Raw genomic sequence first — 20,800 nt, 5'->3', positions numbered from 1 at the left:
GCGTACGCGCGCCAGTGAGGGCAGCGGCACGGGGGTCTCCCGAGGTAGTGGTGGCCGGGCCGGGCCCCCACGGGAGGCACCGGCCCGGCCGGGTCGGTCAGCTCGCGCCGAGGTCCTGCAACGCCTTGTCCGCACCCCGGTGCAGACCGACCGGGTCGGTCTTGCGGGCGGTGTCCAGAGCGATGCCCTTGGCGGCGGGGTTGGCCTGGGCCAGCGCGTCCTTCTTCTCGAACACCGTCCGGGTGATCGCACAGGCCACGTTGGCGTCCAGGTCCTTGCGGACGAGCAGCACGTTGGGAACCACGATGGTCGGGGTGTCCGCCACAGTGGAGTACACGTCCTTGCCGATCGTGCCGGCCTGGTACGCGGGGTTCAGCTCGCTCATCTTAGGCAACAACGGCGTGATGTCGATGAACTTGACCTTGTCCCCGGCAGTGGTGAAGAGATCCGTCACACCGCCGGTGGGTACGCCGCCGGACCAGAAGAAGCCGTCGAGGCTGCCGTCCTTGACGCCCTCGACCGTCTTGGTCAGGTCCAGACGCTGGGCCTGGATGTCGGCGGCCGGATCGAGTCCGGCGGCCTCCAGCAGGCGGTTCGCGATGACCTCGGTGCCGGACTTGGGGGAGCCGGTGGAGATCTTCTTGCCCTTCATGTCGGCCACGGAGTTGATTCCCGCGTCGGCCCGGACGACCACCTGGGTGTAGTTGTCGTAGATCCGGGCCAGCGCCTCGACCGGCTGCGGAGTGGTGAAGGTGCCCTTGCCCTGCACCGCGTTGACGGCGGTGTCGAAGAGCGAGAACGCCACGTCGTACTGGCCGCCGACGAGCTGTTCGATGTTCTGCACCGACGCGCCGGTCTCGGCCGCCGTGCCGGTGAGCCGGCCGGCGGTGCTGTTCGAGAGCTGCCCGGCCAGGGCGTTGCCGACCACGTAGTAGACGCCGGTGGCGTTGCCGGTGGCGATGCCCACCCGGGTGTTCTCGGCCACCTCGCAGGTGACGGCGTTCGCGGTGTCGTCCGTGGCGGCGGCGCCCTGACGGCCGCCGCAACCTGCGGTGCCGGCCGCGACGAGGGCGAGTGCTCCCACTCCCGCCACGAGCCGCACGTTGATCCGTCCCACTCTTGCTCCTTCCGCGTTCATGCCGGTGATCCGGCTCGCGTCCCGCCGGAGGAGCCGGCGGATCCGCGTCGTACGAAAACGCCCACCGCCATGGCGCCGGCCAGTACGGCACCGATCGCGACGGGTACGGGTTCCAGCCAGAGCAGCGTGAGCCCGGCGATCGCGCCGAGCATCCGCTCCGGTACGCCCGCCGGGCCGACCCCGGGCAGCCAGCCGCCCGCCGCCACGGCCAGCACCGCCACGCTGAGCGCGGTGACCGTGCCGGCGACCAGGATCCGTTGTGGACCGCCCATGCCGAGCAGGCCGAGCCCGGTCGGGGTGGCCACGAAGGCGAGCGGGATGAGGTAGGCCGGCAGCGCGTACCGCAGGGTGTGCCACATGGTCGGTACGACGCGGCCGCCGGTGACCGCGGCGGCGGCGACCGCGGCGAGCGCGGTCGGCGGCGACACCTCGGACAGCACCGCGAAGTAGAAGACGAACATCGCCGCGGCGGGGGCGCTGACGCCGAGGTCGAGCAGGGCCGGACCGATGATCACCCAGCCGATCACGAAGGACGCGGTGACCGGGATGGCCAGGCCGAGCAGGCTCAGCGCGACGGCGGCGAGCAGCGCGGTGAGCGCCAGCACCACAGCCGGATTCGAGCTGACCATGCCGGCGGCGTCGATCAGCAGCGCCGCGGCCTGTGGCCCGAGCCCGGTCTTCGTGGTGGTGGCGGTGATGATCCCGGCCGCCGCGCAGACCACCGTGACGGCGAGGACCCCGCGTGCGCCGCCGGAGAACGCGTCGAGCAGCCGGGGCGGGGTGAGCCGGTGCCTGCGGTCCAGGTAGGACAGCACGATCGCCAGCAGGGTGGCCAGCACCACCGCGCGGGTGGCCGAGACGCCGACGGCGAGCAGGCCGACGATCGCGAACAGTGAGGCGAAGTGATAGCCGGAGCGGGCCAGCAGCCGCCAGGCGGAGGTGGCCGGCATGGCTGCCGCGCGTACCCCGGAGCGGCGCGCGTCGATCTCCACCGAGAGCACGATGCCGAGGTAGTAGAGCACGGTCGGCACCATCGCCCAGCCGAGCACCTGGAGGTAGGAGACGCCCAGGTACTCGGCGATGATGAACGCCGCCGCGCCGAGCGTGGGCGGGGAGAGGATGGCGCCGACACCGGCCGCCGCGAGCATGCCGCCGGCCCGTTCCGCCGGGTAGCCGGCGCGGCGCAGGATCGGCCAGGTGACCGCACCGATGCTGACGGTGGTGGCGGCGCCCGAGCCGGAGACGGTGCCGAGCAGGAAGCCGGAGGCGACCGCGGTACGACCGGCGGCGGTGCGGGACCGGCGGAACGCGGCGGCGGAGAGGTCGACGAAGAACCGGCCGGCGCCGGAGCGGTCCAGCACCGCACCGTAGATGGTGAACAGCACGATGTAGGTGGCGGCCACGTCCAACGGGGTGCCGTAGAACCCGCTGTCGGAGTTGTAGAAGGCGTCCACGATCTGCCCGAAGTCGAGCCCGGCGTGGGCCACCGCCCAGGTCTGCGGCAGCAGTCCGCCGTAGTAGCCGTAGCCGAGGAAGACCAGGCACACCACGGGCAGGATCCAGCCGGTGGTGCGTCGGCACGCCTCCAGCAGCAGGAGCAGCAGGACGGTGCCCATCGCCACGTCGGTGCCGACGAGCAGGCCCTGCCGGTCGAGGAAGGCGTCGTAGCCGCCGCCACCGCCGGCCAGCGCGACCGGCAGCACCGGGTAGAGACAGGCGGCGAGCGCGGCGACTGCCAGTGCCCAGTCGACCCCGCTCGGCCCGGTGCGTGGCGGGCGGGCCCGCGCCGGGGGCGTGGCACGTCCGTCGGTGTTCGCGTCACGGTCGCGGCGCAGCCGGGGCAGCCGCAGGTCGGCCGGGTACGCGAGGAAGACCAGTGGGAGTACGCCGGCCAGGAAGAAGATCAGGTAGTACTTGCTGCCCTGGGCCAGTGGCCGGAACACCTGCCAGAGGGCGAGCAGCGCGACGGCCAGGGTCGCGGCGGTCAGCAGGACGGCGACCGGCCCGGTGAGCGTACGGCCGGGCTTCTCGTCCTCGAACTGGGCGGCCAGTTCCCGCGCGTCCACCTCCGGCGGCGCGTCGGTGTCCCCGGCACCGGTGGGTCGGTCACCGGGTGGCGTGTTCGGGCCGGTGGCGGGCTCGGGGCCGGGTCGTTGCCGGGGGATGGTGGCCGGAACGGTCCCGACGGCGCGCGGATCGGCCTCGGGGTCGGCCTCCGCCACGCGGGCACGGGCGCGATTGCCCTCGGGTCCGGAATCATCGGTGAATCGGATAGCCGACACGAGGGGGGACGATACGCGAATTGACACATCGATGGGAACATTGTCGATCGTCGTTTCCCTGAGTGACTTTCATTTTGTTTCAGTCACTCCCCGCTGCGCTTGTTTCAGAATCAGTTTCGCGACCGGCGCGGGACGTGCGCGTTAGTCTGCCGGATGCGCGACGCGAGCACGCGTAACTGCGTCCGTTTTTCACCTTCTGGGGCATTGGGCTGTCACATGTCGGCGTCGAAATGCCAGCGAATCCATTACTCTCCGTATAGATGCTGACGGAGGGTGGCGGCGTCGATCGGGTCGGTCGTCCGGGCCGGGGCGGTGGTTCGGCGGCTACCGGTGCGGGTGCCCGACCTGATCCGGTCGGCGCGTCACGGTTGACAGCGGATCCCCGACGAGTCGCGCTCTGCGCCGGTGCACGCGCCATTCCCGATCGCCTTTCCGCCATGGCCCGGGCCGGACGCGCGGCACCGGTGGCGCGACGGTGCGGTCGGCGGCACGACGGTGTGGTCGGCGGCACGCCGTGTCCGCGGTCCACGCGGAGGGCCGGCGGGTGGTTACCCGAGCGCACTGGCGGGGCATGTCTCGGGCGAGAACATCGAGGTGAGGGGAGGGGCGATGGCCTCCGAGAAGTCTTCCCGTCCAGACCGGGCCGACGCGGTGCGGCAGCCCGCCGACGATCCCCACAGCGGTGCGGAGCGCCTGCCGGCCGACCGGGACACCCCCGACGGGCCGACCCGGCTGTCCCGCGACGAGTGGGTGGCGGCGGCGCGGCGGACCGTCCGGGAGTTCAGCTCCGACGGCCTGACCGACTGGGCCGCCGCCCTCACCTACTACGGTGTGCTCTCCATCTTCCCCGGCCTGCTGGTGCTGGTCTCGCTGCTCGGTCTGCTCGGCCCGAGCGCCACCCAGGGCGTGCGCGACACCGTCGGCCAGGCGGTGCCGGAGCAGAACATCCGCCAGATCATCGACGCGGCCATCGACCAGGCGCAGCAGAACGGCGGTCTCGCCGGCCTCGCCGCCGTGATCGGTCTGCTGGCTGCCTTCTGGTCGGCCTCCGGCTACGTCGCCGCCTTCATGCGCGCCTCCAACATCATCTACGACGTGCCGGAGGGACGCCCGATCTGGAAGACCCTGCCGATCCGGGTGGGCGTGACCGCCGTGATCGGGGTGCTGCTGCTGGCCAGTGCGGTGATCGTGGTGTTCACCGGCCGGTTCGCCGAGCAGGTGGGTGACGCGATCGGGGTCGGCAGTACGGCGGTGACGGTCTGGGACCTCGCCAAGTGGCCGGTGCTGCTGATCCTGGTCAGCCTGATGTTCGCCATCCTCTACTGGGCTTCTCCGAACGCCCGGCAGGGCGGCTTCCGCTGGGTCAGCCCGGGCGGGGTCCTCGCGGTGGTGATGTGGCTGCTGGTCTCCGGCGTCTTCGCGCTCTACGTGGCCAACTTCGGCTCGTACAACAAGACCTACGGTGCGCTCGCCGGTGTGATCATCTTCTTGGTCTGGCTCTGGCTGAGCAACGTCGCGATCCTCTTCGGCGCCGAGTTCGACGCCGAGCTGGCGCGCGGCCGGGCCATCGCGGGTGGCCTGCGTCCGGTCGACCGGGAGCCGTACGTCGAGCTGCGCGACGACCGCAAGCTGCGGCAGGAGGACGAGACGGAGTGAGTTCGGCTTCTTAGCCGATCAGAGGCACCCTGGGTCCGAGCGCCGGTCATCGGCGCTCGGGCCGAGGCTCGTTCTGCCCGGTCGGATGCGCGTCGTCAGGCTCCGGCCGGTTCGGCCACCTCCCGCCCTCGGGCGGCATCGGCAGGCCGGCGGCCACCATCTGCCACGGCGCGGACCGGATGAGCAACCCTTTCCTTGATCCACTCGAAGCTTTTGTCTGCTCGGACAAAAGTTGGTGGAATGTCGGCCGAAGATCTGGACAGGCAGCTCGGAAGGCGCTTACTGTGTCGGACACAACACATCGGCGTTGCGTCGATGTGAATCGCATCGATGAAAGGGGTCCCGATGCGGACCGTCGAACCCCTGCACGTGCGCCTGTTGCGGTTGCTCCGCGACCAGGGGGCCGTCTCCCGGGCGGAGCTGGCGGACCGCCTGGAGATCCCCCGTCCCCGGCTGCTGGCCGAGCTGGAACGACTGGTGAGCCATGGCTACGTCGCCGAGGCCGGCATGGCCGCCTCCCGGGGCGGCCGACGCTCCACGCTCGTCGAACTGAGCCCGGACCTGCGGTTCGCGGCCGTCGACCTCGGAGCCAGCTCCATCGACGTCGAAGTCGTCAACGGCCGCCTGGAGCCCGTGGCGGCGTACGCGGAGACGGCCGACATCCGCTCCGGTCCCAAGGTGACCCTGCACCGCGTGAACGAACTGCTCGCCAAGGCCCGTGTGGACGGCGTCTACGACCGGCTGAACGCGGTCGGCATCGGGGTGCCCGGTCCGGTCAGCTTCCGCGACGGAGTGCCGGTGTCCCCGCCGATCATGCCGGGATGGGACCGCTTTCCGGTCCGTGAGCTGCTCACCCGCGAGCACGGCTGCCCGGCGGTGGTCGACAACGACGTGAACATCATGGCGATCGGCGAACGGCACGGCGGGGTGGCGCACTCGGTCGACGACTTCCTCTTCGTCAAGATCGGCACCGGGATCGGGTGCGGGATCTACCTGAGTGGCGAGGTCTACCGGGGCACCGACGGCTGCGCCGGGGACATCGGCCACATCCAGGTCGACGGGCACGGGCCGGTCTGCTCGTGCGGCAACGCCGGCTGCCTGGAGGCGCTGTTCAGCGGCGCCGCGCTGGCCAAGGAGGCCACTGCCGCAGCGCGTACCGGTGCCTCACCCGCGCTGGCCGAACGCCTGCGCGTGCAGGGGTCGGTCACCGCCCAGGACGTCGCCGCCGGTGCCGTCGAGGGCGACGTGGCCTGCATCCAGCTCATCCGCGAGGGCGGCCGACGCCTCGGCAGCGTCCTCGCCGGACTGGTCAGCTTCACCAACCCGTCGATGATCGTCATCGGCGGTGGACTCGCCCAACTCGGGCACGTCCTGCTCGCCGAGATCCGCAGCGTCGTCTACCGGCGTTCCCTGCCGCTGGCCACCGGCAACCTGCCGGTCGTGCTCTCCGAACTGGGACCCCGCGCCGGTGTCGCCGGAGCCGCGGTGCTCGCCAGCGACCTGGCTTTCCTGGAGGCAGCGTGAACACCGACGGCGACGTGAGCGACGCGCCACTGGTCGAAGCTCCGGACGACACCGTGGCCGGCGAGGTGGTCCTGCGTCTGACCGACGTGGTCAAGACCTTCCCGGGCGTACGCGCGCTGGACGGCGTGCAGTTGGAGGTCCGGGCCGGCGAGGTGCACTGCCTGCTCGGGCAGAACGGCGCCGGCAAGTCGACCCTGATCAAGGTGCTCGCCGGAGTGCATCGACCGGACTCGGGGCTGGTCGAATGGCGCGGCGAGCCGGTCACCTTCGCCAACCCGCAGGCTGCCATGCGAGCCGGGATCGCCACCATCTATCAGGAACTCGACCTGGTCGACGACCTGTCGGTGGCGGAGAACGCCTTCCTCGGGCACGAGCCGCGTCGCATCGGCTTCGTCCGCCGGGGGCAGATGGCCCGGCGTACCCGGCAGATCCTCGGTCGGCTCGGGCACGCGGAGATCCCGCCGGGCCGGGTGGTGCGAGCGCTGCCGGCAGCCGGCAAGCAGGTGGTCAGCATGGCCCGCGCGCTCTCCCACGAAGCCCGGCTGATCATCATGGACGAACCGAGTGCGGTGCTCGCCCACGACGAGGTGGAGAACCTCTTCCGGATCATCCGCGAGCTGACCGCGCAGGGGATCGCGGTCATCTACATCTCGCACCGGCTGGAGGAGATCCGCGAGATCGGTGACCGGGTGACGGTCCTCAAGGACGGCCGGACCACGGCCTCGAACCTGGCGGCCCGGGACACCCCGACGCGTGACCTGGTCTCCCGGATGACCGGCCGGACCATCGAGTACGTCTTCCCGGATCGCCCCGACAGCACCGGTGTCGGCGACGAACTGCTCCAGGTCGACGGGTTGACCCGGGCCGGGGAGTTCGCCGACGTCTCGCTCTCGGTCCGGGCCGGGGAGATCGTCGGCATCGCCGGGCTGGTCGGTTCCGGCCGGTCCGAGCTGCTGGAGACGATCTACGGCGCCCGGCGGGCCGAGTCCGGCTCGGTGCGGATGTCCGGTCGGGCCCTGCGGTCGGGCAGCGTCGGCGCGGCGGTCCGGGCCGGCATGGGCATGGCCCCGGAGGAACGCAAGAGCCAGGCCCTGCTGCTCGGCGAGCCGATCTACCGCAACGTCACGCTGGCGACCTTCAGCAGGTACGCCCGACTCGGGTTCACCGACGTCGGGAAGGAACGCGCCGAGGCGGACCGGATCGCGGAGAAGCTGGAGATGCGCCCGCGCGACGTACGCCGGGCGGTGCGCACGCTCTCCGGCGGCAACCAGCAGAAGGTGGTGGTCGGGCGCTGGCTGCTCGGCGACACCAGACTGCTGTTGCTCGACGAACCGACCCGGGGCGTGGACGTGGGCGCCCGCGCCGAGCTGTACCAGGTGATCCGGCAACTCGCCGCCGAGGGTGTCGGGGTGCTGCTGGTCTCCAGCGAGGTGCCCGAGGTGCTCGGTCTGGCCGATCGGGTGCTGGTCATGCGGGAGGGCCGGGTCGTGCGTACCGCCCCGGCGGGCGAACTCGACGAGAACACCGTGCTCGACCTCGTGATGGCGGGGTCTCTGATGGAAGGCGCACCGGCATGAGCGAGCGTCAGCGAGCGAATCATCGATACAGCGTGAAGGTGCCTCATGGCGGCGCGGAGCGAAGCGGAGCGCCGGCATGAGCGAGCGTCAGCGAGCGAATCATCGATACAGCGTGAAGGTGCCTCATGGCGGCGCGGAGCGAAGCGGAGCGCCGGCATGAGCGAGCGAGGGCCCTCGACGACACAGTTGCCGGCACAGTCGCCGCCGGTGGAGCCGGCACCGACCGGGGTGACCAAGCACGACCCGTCCGGCGGGTCGCGGGGCGGGCTCTCCTTCTGGAACGGCGAGGGCGGTGAGGGCGCCAAGCGGAACCTGGCTCTGATCGGGGTGCTGCTGGTGCTCTTCGTGATCGGCGCGGCCACCCGCTCCGACCTGTATTCCAACCCGGACTGGGTCTGGGCCAACATGCTCAGCATCCTCAAGCTCGCCTCGGTGGTCGGCGTGGTCACCGTCGGGATGACCTTCGTGATCATCGGTGGCGGCATCGATCTCTCCGTCGGCGCGATCGTCGCGCTGGCCGGGGTCTGGTGCACCACGGTCGCCACGCAGAGCTTCGGCGCCGCCGGCATGATCTTCACCGCGATCGTGGTCGGGGTGGCGGTCGGCCTGGTCAACGGGACGCTCATCGCGTACGGGCGGCTGGTGCCGTTCATCGCCACGCTGGCCATGCTGGTGGCGGCCCGGGGACTGGCCGCCGAGATCTCCGACAAGCAGACGCAGATCTCGCAGAACGGCGTCATCAACGGGATCGCCAGCAACGACCTGCTCGGTATCCCGCTGCTGGTCTACATTCTGGCCGCCGTGGTCGCCGCCGGGTGGATGCTGCTCAACCGCACCACCTTCGGCCGGCGTACGGTCGCCGTCGGCGGCAACCCGGAGGCGGCCCGGCTGGCCGGCATCAACGTCCGGCTCCACACCCTGCTGCTCTACGCGCTCTCCGGCCTCTGCTGCGGCATCGCCGCGATCATGCTCACCGCCCAGGCCACCTCGGCCCAGGCGGCGATGGCCAACCTCTACGAGCTGGACGCGATCGCCGCCGTGATCATCGGTGGCACGCTGCTCAGCGGCGGGCGGGGCACCATCATCGGTTCCCTGCTCGGTGTGATCATCTTCGCCACCATCACCAACCTCTTCGCGATCAACGGACTCTCCACCGAGGCACAGAACATGGTCAAGGGCGGCATCATCGTCGCCGCCGTCCTGATCCAGCAGGTGCAGTTCGGCACCCTCACCCAGTTCCTCCGCCGCAACAACCGGGTCACCACCAACTAACCCTCTTCGCACCCTCCGCACCAGACCGGACCACCCGAGCAGACGACGGTGGTCGGGTCGCGCACACCCAATTTTCCTCCACCACATGACATCAGGAGGTCGTCATGACCCAGCACAGTCGCGACATGTCGCGGCGCCGGATGCTCTTCGGCGGGGCGGCCGTCGGTGCCGGCGTACTGCTCTCCGCCTGCACCAGCAACGAGCAGGGCACGCCCACCGAGGCACAGACCAAGGCGGCCGAAGGCGGCGGCAACGCCGAACCGGGCGAGCGGGTCACGATCGGGTTCTCCGCACCGGCCGCCGACCACGGCTGGATCGCCGCGATCACCAACAACGCCCGGGCGCAGGCCGGCGCGTACTCCGACGTGGAGTTCAAGACGGTCGAGGCGGGTGCGGACGCGGCGGCCCAGCGGGCGGCGCTGTCCACCCTGGTCTCGCAGAAGCCGGACGTGATCGTGCTGCTGCCGCACGACGGCAAGGAGCTGAACTCGTTCGGCCTGGAGGCGATGGCGGCCGGCATCCCGGTGGTCAACCTGGACCGGGCCTTCCCGGACGCGAAGGCGTACCGGTTGCAGATCAAGGGTGACAACTACGGCATGGGCGTGGCGGCGGCCACCTTCATCATCGAACAGCTCAAGGCCAAGGGCGTGAGCAACCCGGTGATCGCCGAGATCGCCGGCATCGACTCGCTGGAGCTGACCCAGGAGCGGTCGAAGGGCTTCGCGGACACGCTGGCCCAGGGCGGCCTGCGGGTGGCCAACCGGCGGGCCGCGGAGTTCACCGTCGACTCCGGTCAGCGCGAGGCGAGCCAGTTGCTCCAGGCCCTGCCGAAGATCGACGCGATCTGGAACCACGACGACGACCAGGGCATCGGCGTGCTGGCCGCGATCAGCCAGGCCAACCGCAACGAGTTCTTCATGGTCGGCGGCGCCGGGTCGAAGAAGGCGATGGAGGACATCCAGGCCGACAACACGGTGCTGAAGGCCACGGTGACCTACAGCCCGTCGATGGCCTCGTCGGCCATCTCGCTGGCCCGGCTGATCGGCCAGAACCGGGGCATGTCGGACCTGGTCGAGCTTCAGGTGCCCAAGGAGATCGTCCTCGCCTCCGAGACGATCACGAAGGAGAACGCGAGCGACTACCTCAAGCTCGGGTTCTGACACCACGGGGGGAGACCCACCTTGTCCACGACTGACAACCAACTGCGGGTCGGCATGGTCGGCTACGCGTTCATGGGCGCCGCGCACTCGCAGGCATGGCGGACCGTGAATCGAGTGTTCGACCTGCCGGCGCGGGCCCGGATGGTGGCCGTCTGCGGGCGTGATCCGGGAAAGGTGGCCGACGCCGCCGACCGGCTCGGCTGGGAGGAGCACACCACGGACTGGCGGGAACTGGTGACCCGCCCGGACATCGACGTGGTCGACATCTGCACACCGGGTGACAGCCACGCCGAGATCGCCCTCGCGGCGCTGGCCGCCGGCAAGCACGTGCTGTGCGAGAAGCCGCTGGCCAACACCGTCGCCGAGGCACGGGAGATGGCCGCTGCGGCAGCCACCGCCCGAGCCGGCGGGGCCCGCTCGATGTGCGGGTTCAACTACCGGCGCGTACCCGCGGTGGCGCTGATGCGTCAGCTGGTCGCCGACGGGCGGCTGGGGGTGATCCGGCACGTCCGGGCCAGCTACCTGCAGGACTGGATCGTGGACCCGCAGTTCCCGCTGGTCTGGCGGTTGCAGAAGGACCAGGCGGGCTCCGGCGCGCTGGGTGACATCGGTGCGCACATCATCGACCTGACCCAGCACGTCACCGGCCAGCGGATCGCCGGGGTCAGCGCGGTCACCGAGACGTTCGTCAAGGAGCGGCCGTTGCCGACCGGTTCGAGCGGGCTGGCGGCGCAGGCCGACGGTGCCGCCGCCACCGGACCGGTGACCGTCGACGACGCCGCGATCTTCGTGGCCCGACTCGACGGCGGCGCGCTGGCCACGTACGAGGCGACCCGGTTCGCCACCGGCCGCAAGAACGCCCTCCGGGTGGAGATCAACGGGTCGCTCGGCTCGGTGGTCTTCGACCTGGAACGCCTCAACGAGCTGGAGTTCTACGACGCCACGCGCCCCACGGCCGAGCAGGGCTTCAGCCGGATCCTGGTGACCGAGAGCGAGCACCCGTACCTGTCGGCCTGGTGGCCGCCGGGCCACATCATCGGGTACGAGCACTCCTTCACCCACCAGATGCGTGACTTCATCGAGGCGGTGGCGACCGGCGTCGACCCGTCGCCCTCGTTCGTCGAGGCGTTGCAGGTGCAACTGGTGTTGGACGCGGTGGTCCGCTCGGCCGATCTGGGGTCCGCCTGGACCGAGGTGGAGCCGACGTTGGCGACGGTCGCCGCCTGAACCGCCTCCGGTACCGACCGGCGAGGGCCGGCCGCGGTTGCGCCCCGCGGCCGGAACAGGGTCGGTACCGGAGGTCGTGTCACCGGCCACCCGGCCCGGTGACACCCGTTATGCGGTGCCTCCGGTGCGGCCGGACCGGGATTCCCCGGCCGCACCGGAGCACCGCCACCGGCGGCAACGTCGCCGCCGGTCAGGAGATCCCGCCGGGTACGCACCACCCGATCTTCCCCGCCTCTGGGCGGACCTGTTCGCCATGAGTCCTCCGGCCCGGTCACCGACGCCGGTGGCCGACCGGTTGCGGGGGAGGCAGGGGCGCGACGCCGACCGCCCCTGCCTGCTAGCCCCGTCCGTCCGCACCGCCCGAATGCCGGCCGGCGTCGTCGCCGCCGACCTCGACGCCAGCCGGTGAGCTTCATCGGGCGGCGCGGCGGACGGGGCGCATCCGCCCGAAGTGATCCGAAGGAGCGCTATGCGTACGGGTGTCTGGCTGGTGGGGGCGCGCGGCTCGGTCGCGACCACCAGCATCGTCGGGGCGCTCGCCCTGCGGGCCGGTCTGACCGGGCCCACCGGGTGCGTCACCGAGCTGCCCGAGCTGCGCGGACCGGCCCTGCCGACCTTCGCCGAGCTGGTGTTCGGCGGGCACGACGTGGTCACCACACCGCTCGCCAAGCGCGCCGAGGCGCTCGCCACCGCCGGGGTGCTGCCGGCCCGCCTGGTCGCCGCGTCGACCGAGGAACTGGCCACCGTGGAACGCGATCTGCGGCCCGCGCCGATCGGCGGCAGTCAGGCCGACCGGGCCGCCGCGACCGTCCGCGACCTCGTCGACTTCCGCGAGTGGCACGGGCTGGACCGGGTGGTGGTGGTCAACGTCGCGGCCACCGAGCCGACGCCCCGACCCCACCCCGGCCACGCTGACCCGGAGGCGCTGAGTGCCGCTCTCGCCGGCCCCGACGAGGTGCTGCCCCCCAGCTCCCTGTACGCGTACGCGGCGGTGACGGCCGGCTGCCCGTACGTCGACTTCACCCCGTCGACCGGGCTCCGGCTGCCGGCGTTGACCACGCTCGCCGACACGCACCGGGTGCCGTACGCCGGACACGACGGCAAGACCGGGGAGACGCTGCTCAAGTCGGTGCTCGCCCCGATGTTCGCGATGCGCCACCTCACCGTACGGTCCTGGTCCGGGCTCAACCTGCTCGGCGGCGGCGACGGCGCGACCCTCTCCGACCCGGCCGCCAACGCCGCCAAGGTCCGCAGCAAGCAGCGGGTACTCGGCGAGACGCTCGGCTACCTGCCGCAGGGCGACACCCGCATCGAGTACGTCGAGGAACTGGGCGACTTCAAGACCGCCTGGGACCTGATCACCTTCGCCGGCTTCCTGGGCACCGGCATGCGCCTGGAGTTCACCTGGCAGGGCTGCGACTCGGCGCTGGCCGCCCCGCTCGTGCTCGACCTGGCCCGGCTCACCGCCGCGGCACACACCGCCGGGGTCACCGGGCCGCTGACCGATCTCGCCTTCTTCTTCAAGGACCCGCTCGGCACCGCCACCCACTCGCTCGGCGACCAGTGGACCCGACTCGTCGCGTTCACCCGTCGTCTGCACGCCGGAGGTCACGATGCCGCGCGTGGCTGACCTCGCCGAGCTGGTCCGGGCACCGGCCGCGCTCTCGGTGCCCGGGGACGTGGTGGCCGGTGCCGCGGCGGCCGGTGCGCTCGGGCCGCGTACGCCCGTGCTGGCCACCGCGTCGGTGCTGCTCTACTGGGCCGGGATGGCCGCCAACGACTGGGCGGACCGGCGGCTGGACGCGGTCGAGCGCCCCGAGCGGCCGATCCCCAGCGGCCGGGTCCACCCCGGTCTCGCGGTCGGTCTGGCCGCCGGGCTGACCGTGGCCGGTGTCGGGCTCGCCGCGCTGGGCGGCGGCCGTCGCGCCACCGCCGTCGCGGTGCCGTTGGCCGCCGCCGTCTGGGCGTACGACCTGGCGGCCAAGAACACCGCCGCCGGGCCCGCGGTGATGGCCACCTGCCGGGGACTGGACGTCCTGCTCGGTGCCGCCGGTGGCCGACCGGCCCGGGCGTTGCCGGCGGCACTGACCGTCGCCGCGCACACCTGGACCGTCACCGCCCTGTCCCGCCGCGAGGTCACCGGCGCCGACCGGGCGCTGCCGAGACGTACCCTCGCCGGCACCGCGCTGGTCGCCGCGAGCGCCGCGTTGCCGTCCCGTCGGGGCGGGCCGACGGTCGCCGGCCGGGTGGCGGCGGCGCTGCCCGGGGTACTCGCCGGTTGGTACGCCGTCCGGTACGGCACCGCACAGGCGCGGGTCGCCGCCGACCCGAGCGCCGGCCGGGTCCGCGCGGCGGTCGGCGCCGGCATCACCGGGCTGCCCGCGTTGCAGGGCGCGCTGACCGCGCGGGCCGGTGCCGGCCTGCTCGGGCTGGCGGTCGCCGCCGCCGCGCCGCTGGGCCGGCGATTGGCCCGGAAGGTCTCACCGACATGACCGCCGCCGGCTCCGCGAACCCGGGCGGGCTGCGTTTCGGGTACGGCACCAACGGCTTCGCCAACCATCGGCTGGACGACGCGCTGGCGGTCATCGCCGACCTCGGCTACACCGGCGTGGCACTCACCCTCGACCACGACCACCTCGACCCGTTCGCGCCGGGGCTGGCCCGCCGGGTCGACGCCGTCGGCCGCCGACTGGCCGACCTCGGTCTCGGCCTGGTGATCGAGACCGGGGCGCGGTACCTGCTCGACCCCTGGCACAAGCACGCGCCGACGCTGCTGCACGACGACCCCGCGCTGCGGATCGAGTTCCTGCGCCGCGCGGTGGCGATCGGCGCGGACCTGGACGCCGAGGCGGTCTCGTTCTGGGCCGGTGTCCGACCGGAGTCGGTCCCACCTGCGGTCGCCTGGGACCGCCTGGTCGCCGGCTGCGCGCCGGTGGTCGCGGCGGCCGACGCCGCCGGGGTGACTCTCGGCTTCGAGCCCGAGCCGGGCATGCTGGTCGAGGACATCGCCGACTGGCAACGCCTGTACGCGGCCCTCGGCGCCCCGTCCCCACTGGGCATCACCCTCGACATCGGACACTGTCGCTGCCTGGAGCCGATACCGGTGCCCGACTGCGTCCGCGCGGTCGCCGCGCACCTGGTCAACGTGCAGATCGACGACATGCGGCGAGGCGTGCACGAACACCTGGAGTTCGGTACCGGCGAGATCGACTTCCCGCCGGTGCTGGCCGCCCTGCGCGAGGTCGGCTACCGGGGCCTGGTCGCAGTCGAGCTGCCCCGGCACTCGCACGCCGCCCCCAGCGTCGCCGCCCGCTCCCTGGACTTCCTGCGCGCCGCCGCGTCGCCTGCCGCCGCGTCGCCCGCCGCCGCGTCGCCCGCCGGTGCGGGCGGGGCGACCGTGGGTGTGGCCGGGATGGTGGCGGCGCCAGCGCCGCAGGCGACCGAGCACACCTCGGTGGGCGCCCTTTGCTCTGCTTCAACGGACGCAACGCCCGGCGTCCGATATCCGGACAGCGACCGTTGCGTGGGGTGAAGCAGAGCAAAGGGGCCGCACGGCAGTAGCGCGGGCGGCGCGAGAGCACCGGAAGCGCCGAACGGCAGGGCAGCGAACAGCAGAGCACCGGAAGCGCCGAACGGCAGGGCAGCGAACAGCAGAGCACCGGAAGTGCCGAACGGCAGGAGCGGAAGGGGTGCGGACGGCGATGACACCGGACGAACTGCGGGCGGCCCTGCGGGGCGTACCCGATCCGGAGTGGCTGGCGACGGCGCTGCGGCGCGTCGCGGCCGAGCCGGCCACGATCGCGCGGCTCTTTCCCGCCGCCGGTCGGCACTGCGGCCGGGCCGAGCTGCCCGACCTGCCCGGTTGGACCGCCGACGAGGCGGCCCGGGCGCTGTTGCTGACCGCCCTGGCGACCGGGCACGCCGAGCGGGCCGAGACGCTGTACCGGACCGGTGACGCCGCCGAGAAACGGGCGGTGCTCAAGGCGTTGCCGCTGCTGCCGATCGGTACGGCCGGGGTGCCGCTGCTACACGACGCGATCCGCACCAACGACACCCGACTCGTCGCCGCCGCACTCGGCCCGTACGCCCGCCACCTCGACGCGCCGGCCTGGCGGCAGGCGGTGCTCAAGTGCGTCTTCAGCGGCGTACCGCTGGCCGTGGTGGCCGACCTCGACGCCCGCGCCGACGGGGAACTGGCGCAGATGCTCGGCGCGCTGGCCGACGAGCGGCGGGCCGCCGGGCGGGAGATGCCCGCCGACTCCGTCGCGCTGCTGGACCGGCTGACCACCCACCACAGGGAGGTGTGATGCGGATCTTCGACCCGCACATCCACATGACGTCCCGTACCACCGACGACTACGAGCGGATGGCCGCCGCGGGGGTCCGGGCGGTGGTCGAGCCGGCGTTCTGGCTCGGCCAGCCACGGACCAGCGTCGGTTCGTTCACCGACTACTTCGACTCGCTGGTCGGCTGGGAGCCGTTCCGGGCCGGGCAGTTCGGCGTACGTCACCATGCCACGATCGCGCTCAACCCGAAGGAGGCCAACGACCCGCGTTGCCGGGAGGTGCTCGACGTGCTGCCCCGCTACCTGGAGAAGGACGGCGTGGTGGCGGTCGGCGAGATCGGGTACGACTCGATGACGCCGGAGGAGGACGAGGTGTTCGCCGCCCAGCTCGCGCTGGCCGTGGCGCACGAACTGCCGGCGCTGGTGCACACCCCGCACCGGGACAAGGCCCGGGGCGTCGAACGTACCCTCGCGGTGGTCGCCGAGTCGGGGATCGGGGCGGGGCGGGTGGTGGTCGACCACCTCAACGAGGTGACCGTACGCGCGGTGCGGGACAGCGACTGCTGGCTCGGGTTCTCCATCTACCCCGACACGAAGATGTCGCCGCCCCGGATGGTCGAGCTGCTCAGGGCGTACGGGACCGAGCGGGTGCTGGTCAACTCGGCGGCCGACTGGGGGCGCTCGGATCCGCTGCTGACCCGGGCCACCGGTGAGGCGATGCTGGCGGCCGGGTTCAGCGACGACGACGTGGACCTGGTGCTGTGGCGCAACCCGGTCGAGTTCTACGGCCAGTCCGGCCGACTCGACCTCAGCGACGTGGACGCCGAGCCGACCTTCGCCGGCAACTCGATCCTGCGCGGCGGCGGCTGATGCGGTTCCGTCATCCGGGCGGGCGCACCGTGCACCTCGGGTACTGCACCAACGTGCACGCCGCCGAGGATCTCGCCGGCATCGTCGCCCAACTCGACCGCTACGCGCTGCCGATCCGGGAGACGCTCGGCAGCGACCTGCTCGGCCTCGGCCTGTGGCTGGCCGCCCCGGTCGCCGCCGAACTCGCCGCCGACCCGGACGCCCGCCGTCGCCTGCGCACCGAGCTGACCGTGCGCGGGCTGGAGGTGGTCACCCTCAACGGCTTCCCGTACGCGGCGTTCCAGGCACCCGTGGTCAAGGGCGCGGTGTACCTGCCCGACTGGACCGACGCGCAGCGACTGCGGTACACCCTGGACCTGGCCCGGGTGCTGGCCGACCTGCTGCCCGACGACGCCGTGCGGGGCTCCGTCTCCACCCTGCCGCTGGCCTGGCGTACCCCCTGGGACACCGCCCGTGCCGACGCGGCCCGGCACCGGCTGGACCAGCTCGCCGCCGGGCTCGCCACGGTGGAGCGGGAGACCGGCCGGACGGTGCGGGTCGGCTTCGAGCCGGAGCCCGGATGTGTCGTGGAGAGCAGCGCCCAGGCGGTCACCGCACTGTCCGGCATGGACACCGAGCGCCTCGGCGTCTGCCTGGACCTCGCCCACCTCGCCTGTGCCTGGGAGGACCCGGCCGCCGCCCTCGACCGGTTGACCGCCGCCGGGCTGCCGGTGGTGAAGGTGCAGGTGTCCGCCGCGCTGGAGGCGGCCGACCCGGTCGGCGACGCCGCCGCGCTGCGCCGCTGGGTCGAACCGCGCTTCCTGCACCAGACCCGCTCCGCGAGCTGCGCCACCGCCAGCCCGGCGGGCTTGTCGTCGGCGGCGGGGGACCCGGCCGACCCGGCGTGGGCGGCCGACGACCTGGACGCGGCGCTCGACGCCGGGCTGCCCGGCCCGTGGCGGGTGCACTACCACGTGCCGCTGCACGCCCCGCCCGAGCCGCCGCTGGGCTCGACGCTGCCGGTGCTGCGCGCCGCGCTGGCCGGGCTGCTCGGTGGCGTCGACGCGGGCTGTGACCATCTCGACGTCGAGACGTACACCTGGGGGGTGCTGCCGGTCCGGCGGCGCCCGCGCACCCACGCGGAGTTGGCCGCCGGGATCGCCGCCGAACTGGCCTTCACCCGCGACGAACTGGTCGCCCTCGGGCTGACCCCGACCGAAGCGGTGGTGACGCCGTGACCGAGCCTGGAGGAGCGTCGTGAGCCGACCCCTGGTGGTGCTGGACGTGGTGGGACTGACCCCCCGGCTGCTGGCGCACATGCCCCGGCTCCGGGCGGTCGCCGACGCCGGTTTCCAGGCCGAACTGGGCACGGTGCTGCCGGCGGTGACCTGCTCGGCGCAGTCGACGTTCCTGACCGGGGCGCTCCCGGCCGAGCACGGGATCGTCGGCAACGGGTGGTACTTCCGGGACCTCGGCGAGGTGCTGCTGTGGCGGCAGCACCACGCGCTGGTCGGCGGGGAGAAGCTGTGGCAGGCGGCCCGCCGGGCCGAGCCCGGCTACACCGTGGCGAACGTCTGCTGGTGGTACGCGATGGGCGCGGACGTGAACTGGACGGTCACGCCCCGGCCGGTCTACCACGCCGACGGCCGCAAGGAACCGGACTGCTACACCGACCCGCCCGAGCTGCACGACCGGCTCACCGCCCGGCTGGGCACGTTCCCGCTGTTCACCTACTGGGGCCCGGGTGCCGGACTGCCCTCGTCACAGTGGATCTGCCGGGCCGCCCAGCAGATCGTCGAGGAAGAGGCCCCGGACCTGACCCTGGTCTACGTCCCGCACCTCGACTACGACCTGCAACGCTTCGGCCCCGCCTCGACCCGGGCCGCCGAGGCGGCGGCCGAGCTGGACGGCGTACTCGGGCCGCTGCTGGACGCCGCGCGGGACCGGGGAGCGACCGTGGTGGTGCTGTCGGAGTACGGCATCACCGACGTCTCCCGGCCGGTCGACGTCAACCGGCTGCTGCGGGCCGAGGGGCTGCTGCGCGTCTACACGCAGGCCGGGATGGAGTACCTGGACCCGTGGACGTCGCGGGCCTTCGCGGTCGCCGACCACCAGGTCGCCCACGTGTACGTGCGGGACCCGGCCGACGTCCCGGCGGTGGCGAGACTCTGCGCCGGGCTGCCCGGGGTGGCCGAGGTGCTCGACGCCGACGGCAAGGCGGCGTACGGGCTGGACCATCCGCGCGCCGGTGAACTGGTGCTGGTCGCCGAGCCGGACGCCTGGTTCACCTACTACTACTGGCACGACGACGCCCGCGCGCCGGACTTCTCCCGGCTGGTCGAGATCCACCGCAAACCCGGGTACGACCCGGCGGAGCTGTTCTTCGACCCGGCCGCGCCCGGTGCGGCGAAGCGACGGGCCGGGGTGGCCCTGGCCCGCAAGAAGCTCGGCATGCGGTATCTGATGAGCGTGGTCGGCCTGGACGCCGGGGCCGCCGCGGTGCGGGGTTCGCACGGCCGACTGCCCGCCGACCCCGCCGACGGGCCGGTGCTGCTCTGCTCCGATCTCTCGGCGGCGCGGGACCGGATCGCTGCCACGGAGGTGAAGGGGCTGCTGCTGCATCTGGCCGGGCTCCCGGTGCGGTGACCGTCGAGGTGCCGTCCGCCGACGCGGACGCGTTACGGGCCCGGTTCGACGCCGAGCTGACCGGCTTCCTCGACCGGCAGGACCCGGACTGGCCGGACGGCGCGCCCCGGGGCGTCTTCACCACCCTGCACCGGTTCGTGCTGGCCGGCGGCAAGCGGCTCCGACCGCTCTTCTGTTACTGGGGCTGGCGGGGGGCCGGTGGTCCGGACGGCACCCCTATCGTGACCGCCGCCGCGGCGCTGGAGCTGTTCCACGCGTTCGCGCTGATCCACGACGACATCCTGGACGGCAGCGACCGCCGCCGGGGTGAACCCTCGGTGCACCGGATCTTCGCCGACCTGCACGCCCGCTCGTCGTGGCGGGGCGACCCCGAGGCGTACGGGCGCAACACCGCCCTGCTCTGCGGCGATCTCTGCGCGGCCTGGTCGGACCAGATGTTCCACGAGTGCGGGCTGGCCGCCGAGGCGGTGCACCGGGGGTACGGCGTCTTCGCGCTGATGCGGACCGAGGTGATCGCGGGGGAGTACCTCGACCTGGTGTCCGGCGTCGGTGACGGGTCGGTGGCCAGCGCGCTCACGGTGATCCGGATGAAGGCGGCCCGCTACACGGTGACCCGGCCCCTGCAGATCGGTGCCACCCTGGCCGGCGCGCCACCCGAACTGCTCGCCGCGCTGGTCGAGTTCGGCGACCCGCTGGGGGACGCCTTCCAGCTCCGCGACGACGTGCTCGGGGTGTTCGGTGACCCGGCGGTCACCGGCAAGTCCGTCCTGGACGACCTGCGTGAGGGGAAGCCGACGGTGATGATGGCACTCGCCCGCGCCGCCGCCGACCGGTCGCAGAGCACCCGGCTGCGCGAGTTGTTCGGCAACCCGGACCTGGACGGTGACGGTGCCGCAGAGCTGCGGAAGATCATCGAGAGCACCGGTGCCCGGGACGAGATCGAGCGGATGATCCGACGGTGTGCCGAGGCCGCGCTGGCCGTGCTGGCGCACGTTCCGGTGACCCCGGAGAGCCGCGCCGCACTGAGTGCGCTGGCCACACAGGCAATCGACCGTCGGCACTGACCCGTAGCGCGGGCGACTTTCGATCAAACTGACGAAAGTCGATGCCGGTTCGGCGGAAGATATAGACACATCGACTTATGTCGCTTAGTGTTGGCGCCAGCACCGGATTGTTTCGTCGAG

17 protein-coding genes are annotated in these 20,800 nt (G+C 72.5%); 15 read left to right on the top strand and 2 right to left on the bottom strand.

Annotated elements, in window-relative coordinates:
• Positions 1-97: 97 nt before the first annotated feature.
• Positions 98-1,117: a TAXI family TRAP transporter solute-binding subunit gene (locus HUT12_RS25835; RefSeq protein WP_117231039.1), complete on the bottom strand. Its 1,020-nt coding sequence runs from the start codon at positions 1,115-1,117 to the stop codon at positions 98-100.
• A 17-nt stretch (positions 1,118-1,134) separates the two neighbouring features.
• Positions 1,135-3,204: a TRAP transporter fused permease subunit gene (locus HUT12_RS25830; protein ID WP_176095978.1), complete on the bottom strand. Its 2,070-nt coding sequence runs from the start codon at positions 3,202-3,204 to the stop codon at positions 1,135-1,137.
• An 825-nt stretch (positions 3,205-4,029) separates the two neighbouring features.
• Here HUT12_RS25830 and HUT12_RS25825 point away from each other — a divergent pair.
• The 15 genes from HUT12_RS25825 to HUT12_RS25755 all read left to right on the top strand — a co-directional run bounded on the left by HUT12_RS25825 (position 4,030) and on the right by HUT12_RS25755 (position 20,680).
• Complete coding sequence (locus tag HUT12_RS25825) at positions 4,030-5,076, top strand: YihY/virulence factor BrkB family protein (protein WP_176095023.1); 1,047 nt, start codon at positions 4,030-4,032, stop codon at positions 5,074-5,076.
• Between the two features lie 345 nt (positions 5,077-5,421).
• Positions 5,422-6,600 (top strand): ROK family protein, encoded by a 1,179-nt coding sequence (locus HUT12_RS25820; RefSeq protein WP_131053884.1) that lies wholly within the window; start codon positions 5,422-5,424, stop codon positions 6,598-6,600.
• A gap of 65 nt (positions 6,601-6,665) precedes the next feature.
• Positions 6,666-8,177, top strand: a complete 1,512-nt coding sequence (locus HUT12_RS25815) for a sugar ABC transporter ATP-binding protein (RefSeq protein ID WP_176095977.1) — start codon at positions 6,666-6,668, stop codon at positions 8,175-8,177.
• A 156-nt stretch (positions 8,178-8,333) separates the two neighbouring features.
• The gene (locus tag HUT12_RS25810; protein ID WP_176095022.1) at positions 8,334-9,449 is read left to right on the top strand and encodes an ABC transporter permease; all 1,116 of its coding nucleotides are present in this window, start codon (positions 8,334-8,336) and stop codon (positions 9,447-9,449) included.
• 104 nt (positions 9,450-9,553) lie between these two features.
• Positions 9,554-10,609, top strand: a complete 1,056-nt coding sequence (locus tag HUT12_RS25805; protein WP_131053886.1) for a substrate-binding domain-containing protein — start codon at positions 9,554-9,556, stop codon at positions 10,607-10,609.
• 21 nt (positions 10,610-10,630) lie between these two features.
• On the top strand, positions 10,631-11,836 hold the full coding sequence (locus tag HUT12_RS25800; RefSeq protein WP_131053887.1) for a Gfo/Idh/MocA family protein: 1,206 nt from the start codon (positions 10,631-10,633) through the stop codon (positions 11,834-11,836).
• A gap of 253 nt (positions 11,837-12,089) precedes the next feature.
• On the top strand, positions 12,090-12,245 hold the full coding sequence (locus tag HUT12_RS25795) for a hypothetical protein (RefSeq protein ID WP_176095021.1): 156 nt from the start codon (positions 12,090-12,092) through the stop codon (positions 12,243-12,245).
• A 60-nt stretch (positions 12,246-12,305) separates the two neighbouring features.
• On the top strand, positions 12,306-13,466 hold the full coding sequence (locus HUT12_RS25790) for an inositol-3-phosphate synthase (protein ID WP_176095020.1): 1,161 nt from the start codon (positions 12,306-12,308) through the stop codon (positions 13,464-13,466).
• Positions 13,450-14,328: an SCO3242 family prenyltransferase gene (locus HUT12_RS25785; protein WP_176095019.1), complete on the top strand. Its 879-nt coding sequence runs from the start codon at positions 13,450-13,452 to the stop codon at positions 14,326-14,328. The genes HUT12_RS25790 and HUT12_RS25785 overlap by 17 nt, the downstream gene beginning before the upstream one ends.
• Positions 14,325-15,368 carry a sugar phosphate isomerase/epimerase gene (locus HUT12_RS25780; RefSeq protein WP_176095018.1) on the top strand — a complete coding sequence of 348 codons (1,044 nt, stop codon included), beginning with the start codon at positions 14,325-14,327 and terminating at the stop codon, positions 15,366-15,368. Before HUT12_RS25785 ends, HUT12_RS25780 begins: the two co-directional genes overlap by 4 nt.
• A gap of 169 nt (positions 15,369-15,537) precedes the next feature.
• A complete protein-coding gene (locus HUT12_RS25775; protein ID WP_131057563.1) occupies positions 15,538-16,143 on the top strand; it encodes an EboA domain-containing protein in 606 nt (201 codons plus the stop codon).
• Entirely contained in the window at positions 16,143-16,991 is an 849-nt protein-coding gene (locus HUT12_RS25770) for a TatD family hydrolase (protein WP_131057566.1), read from the top strand. The genes HUT12_RS25775 and HUT12_RS25770 overlap by 1 nt, the downstream gene beginning before the upstream one ends.
• Positions 16,991-18,208 carry a metabolite traffic protein EboE gene (gene eboE / locus HUT12_RS25765; protein WP_176095017.1) on the top strand — a complete coding sequence of 406 codons (1,218 nt, stop codon included), beginning with the start codon at positions 16,991-16,993 and terminating at the stop codon, positions 18,206-18,208. The genes HUT12_RS25770 and eboE overlap by 1 nt, the downstream gene beginning before the upstream one ends.
• Positions 18,209-18,227: 19 nt before the next feature.
• Positions 18,228-19,616 carry an alkaline phosphatase family protein gene (locus tag HUT12_RS25760; protein WP_176095016.1) on the top strand — a complete coding sequence of 463 codons (1,389 nt, stop codon included), beginning with the start codon at positions 18,228-18,230 and terminating at the stop codon, positions 19,614-19,616.
• A complete protein-coding gene (locus HUT12_RS25755; RefSeq protein WP_176095015.1) occupies positions 19,613-20,680 on the top strand; it encodes a polyprenyl synthetase family protein in 1,068 nt (355 codons plus the stop codon). The genes HUT12_RS25760 and HUT12_RS25755 overlap by 4 nt, the downstream gene beginning before the upstream one ends.
• Positions 20,681-20,800 lie beyond the last annotated feature (120 nt).

The sequence above is a fragment of the Verrucosispora sp. NA02020 genome (genome assembly GCF_013364215.1).
Classification (GTDB): Bacteria; Actinomycetota; Actinomycetes; order Mycobacteriales; family Micromonosporaceae; genus Micromonospora.
This window is presented reverse-complemented; position numbering and strand designations above follow the sequence as displayed.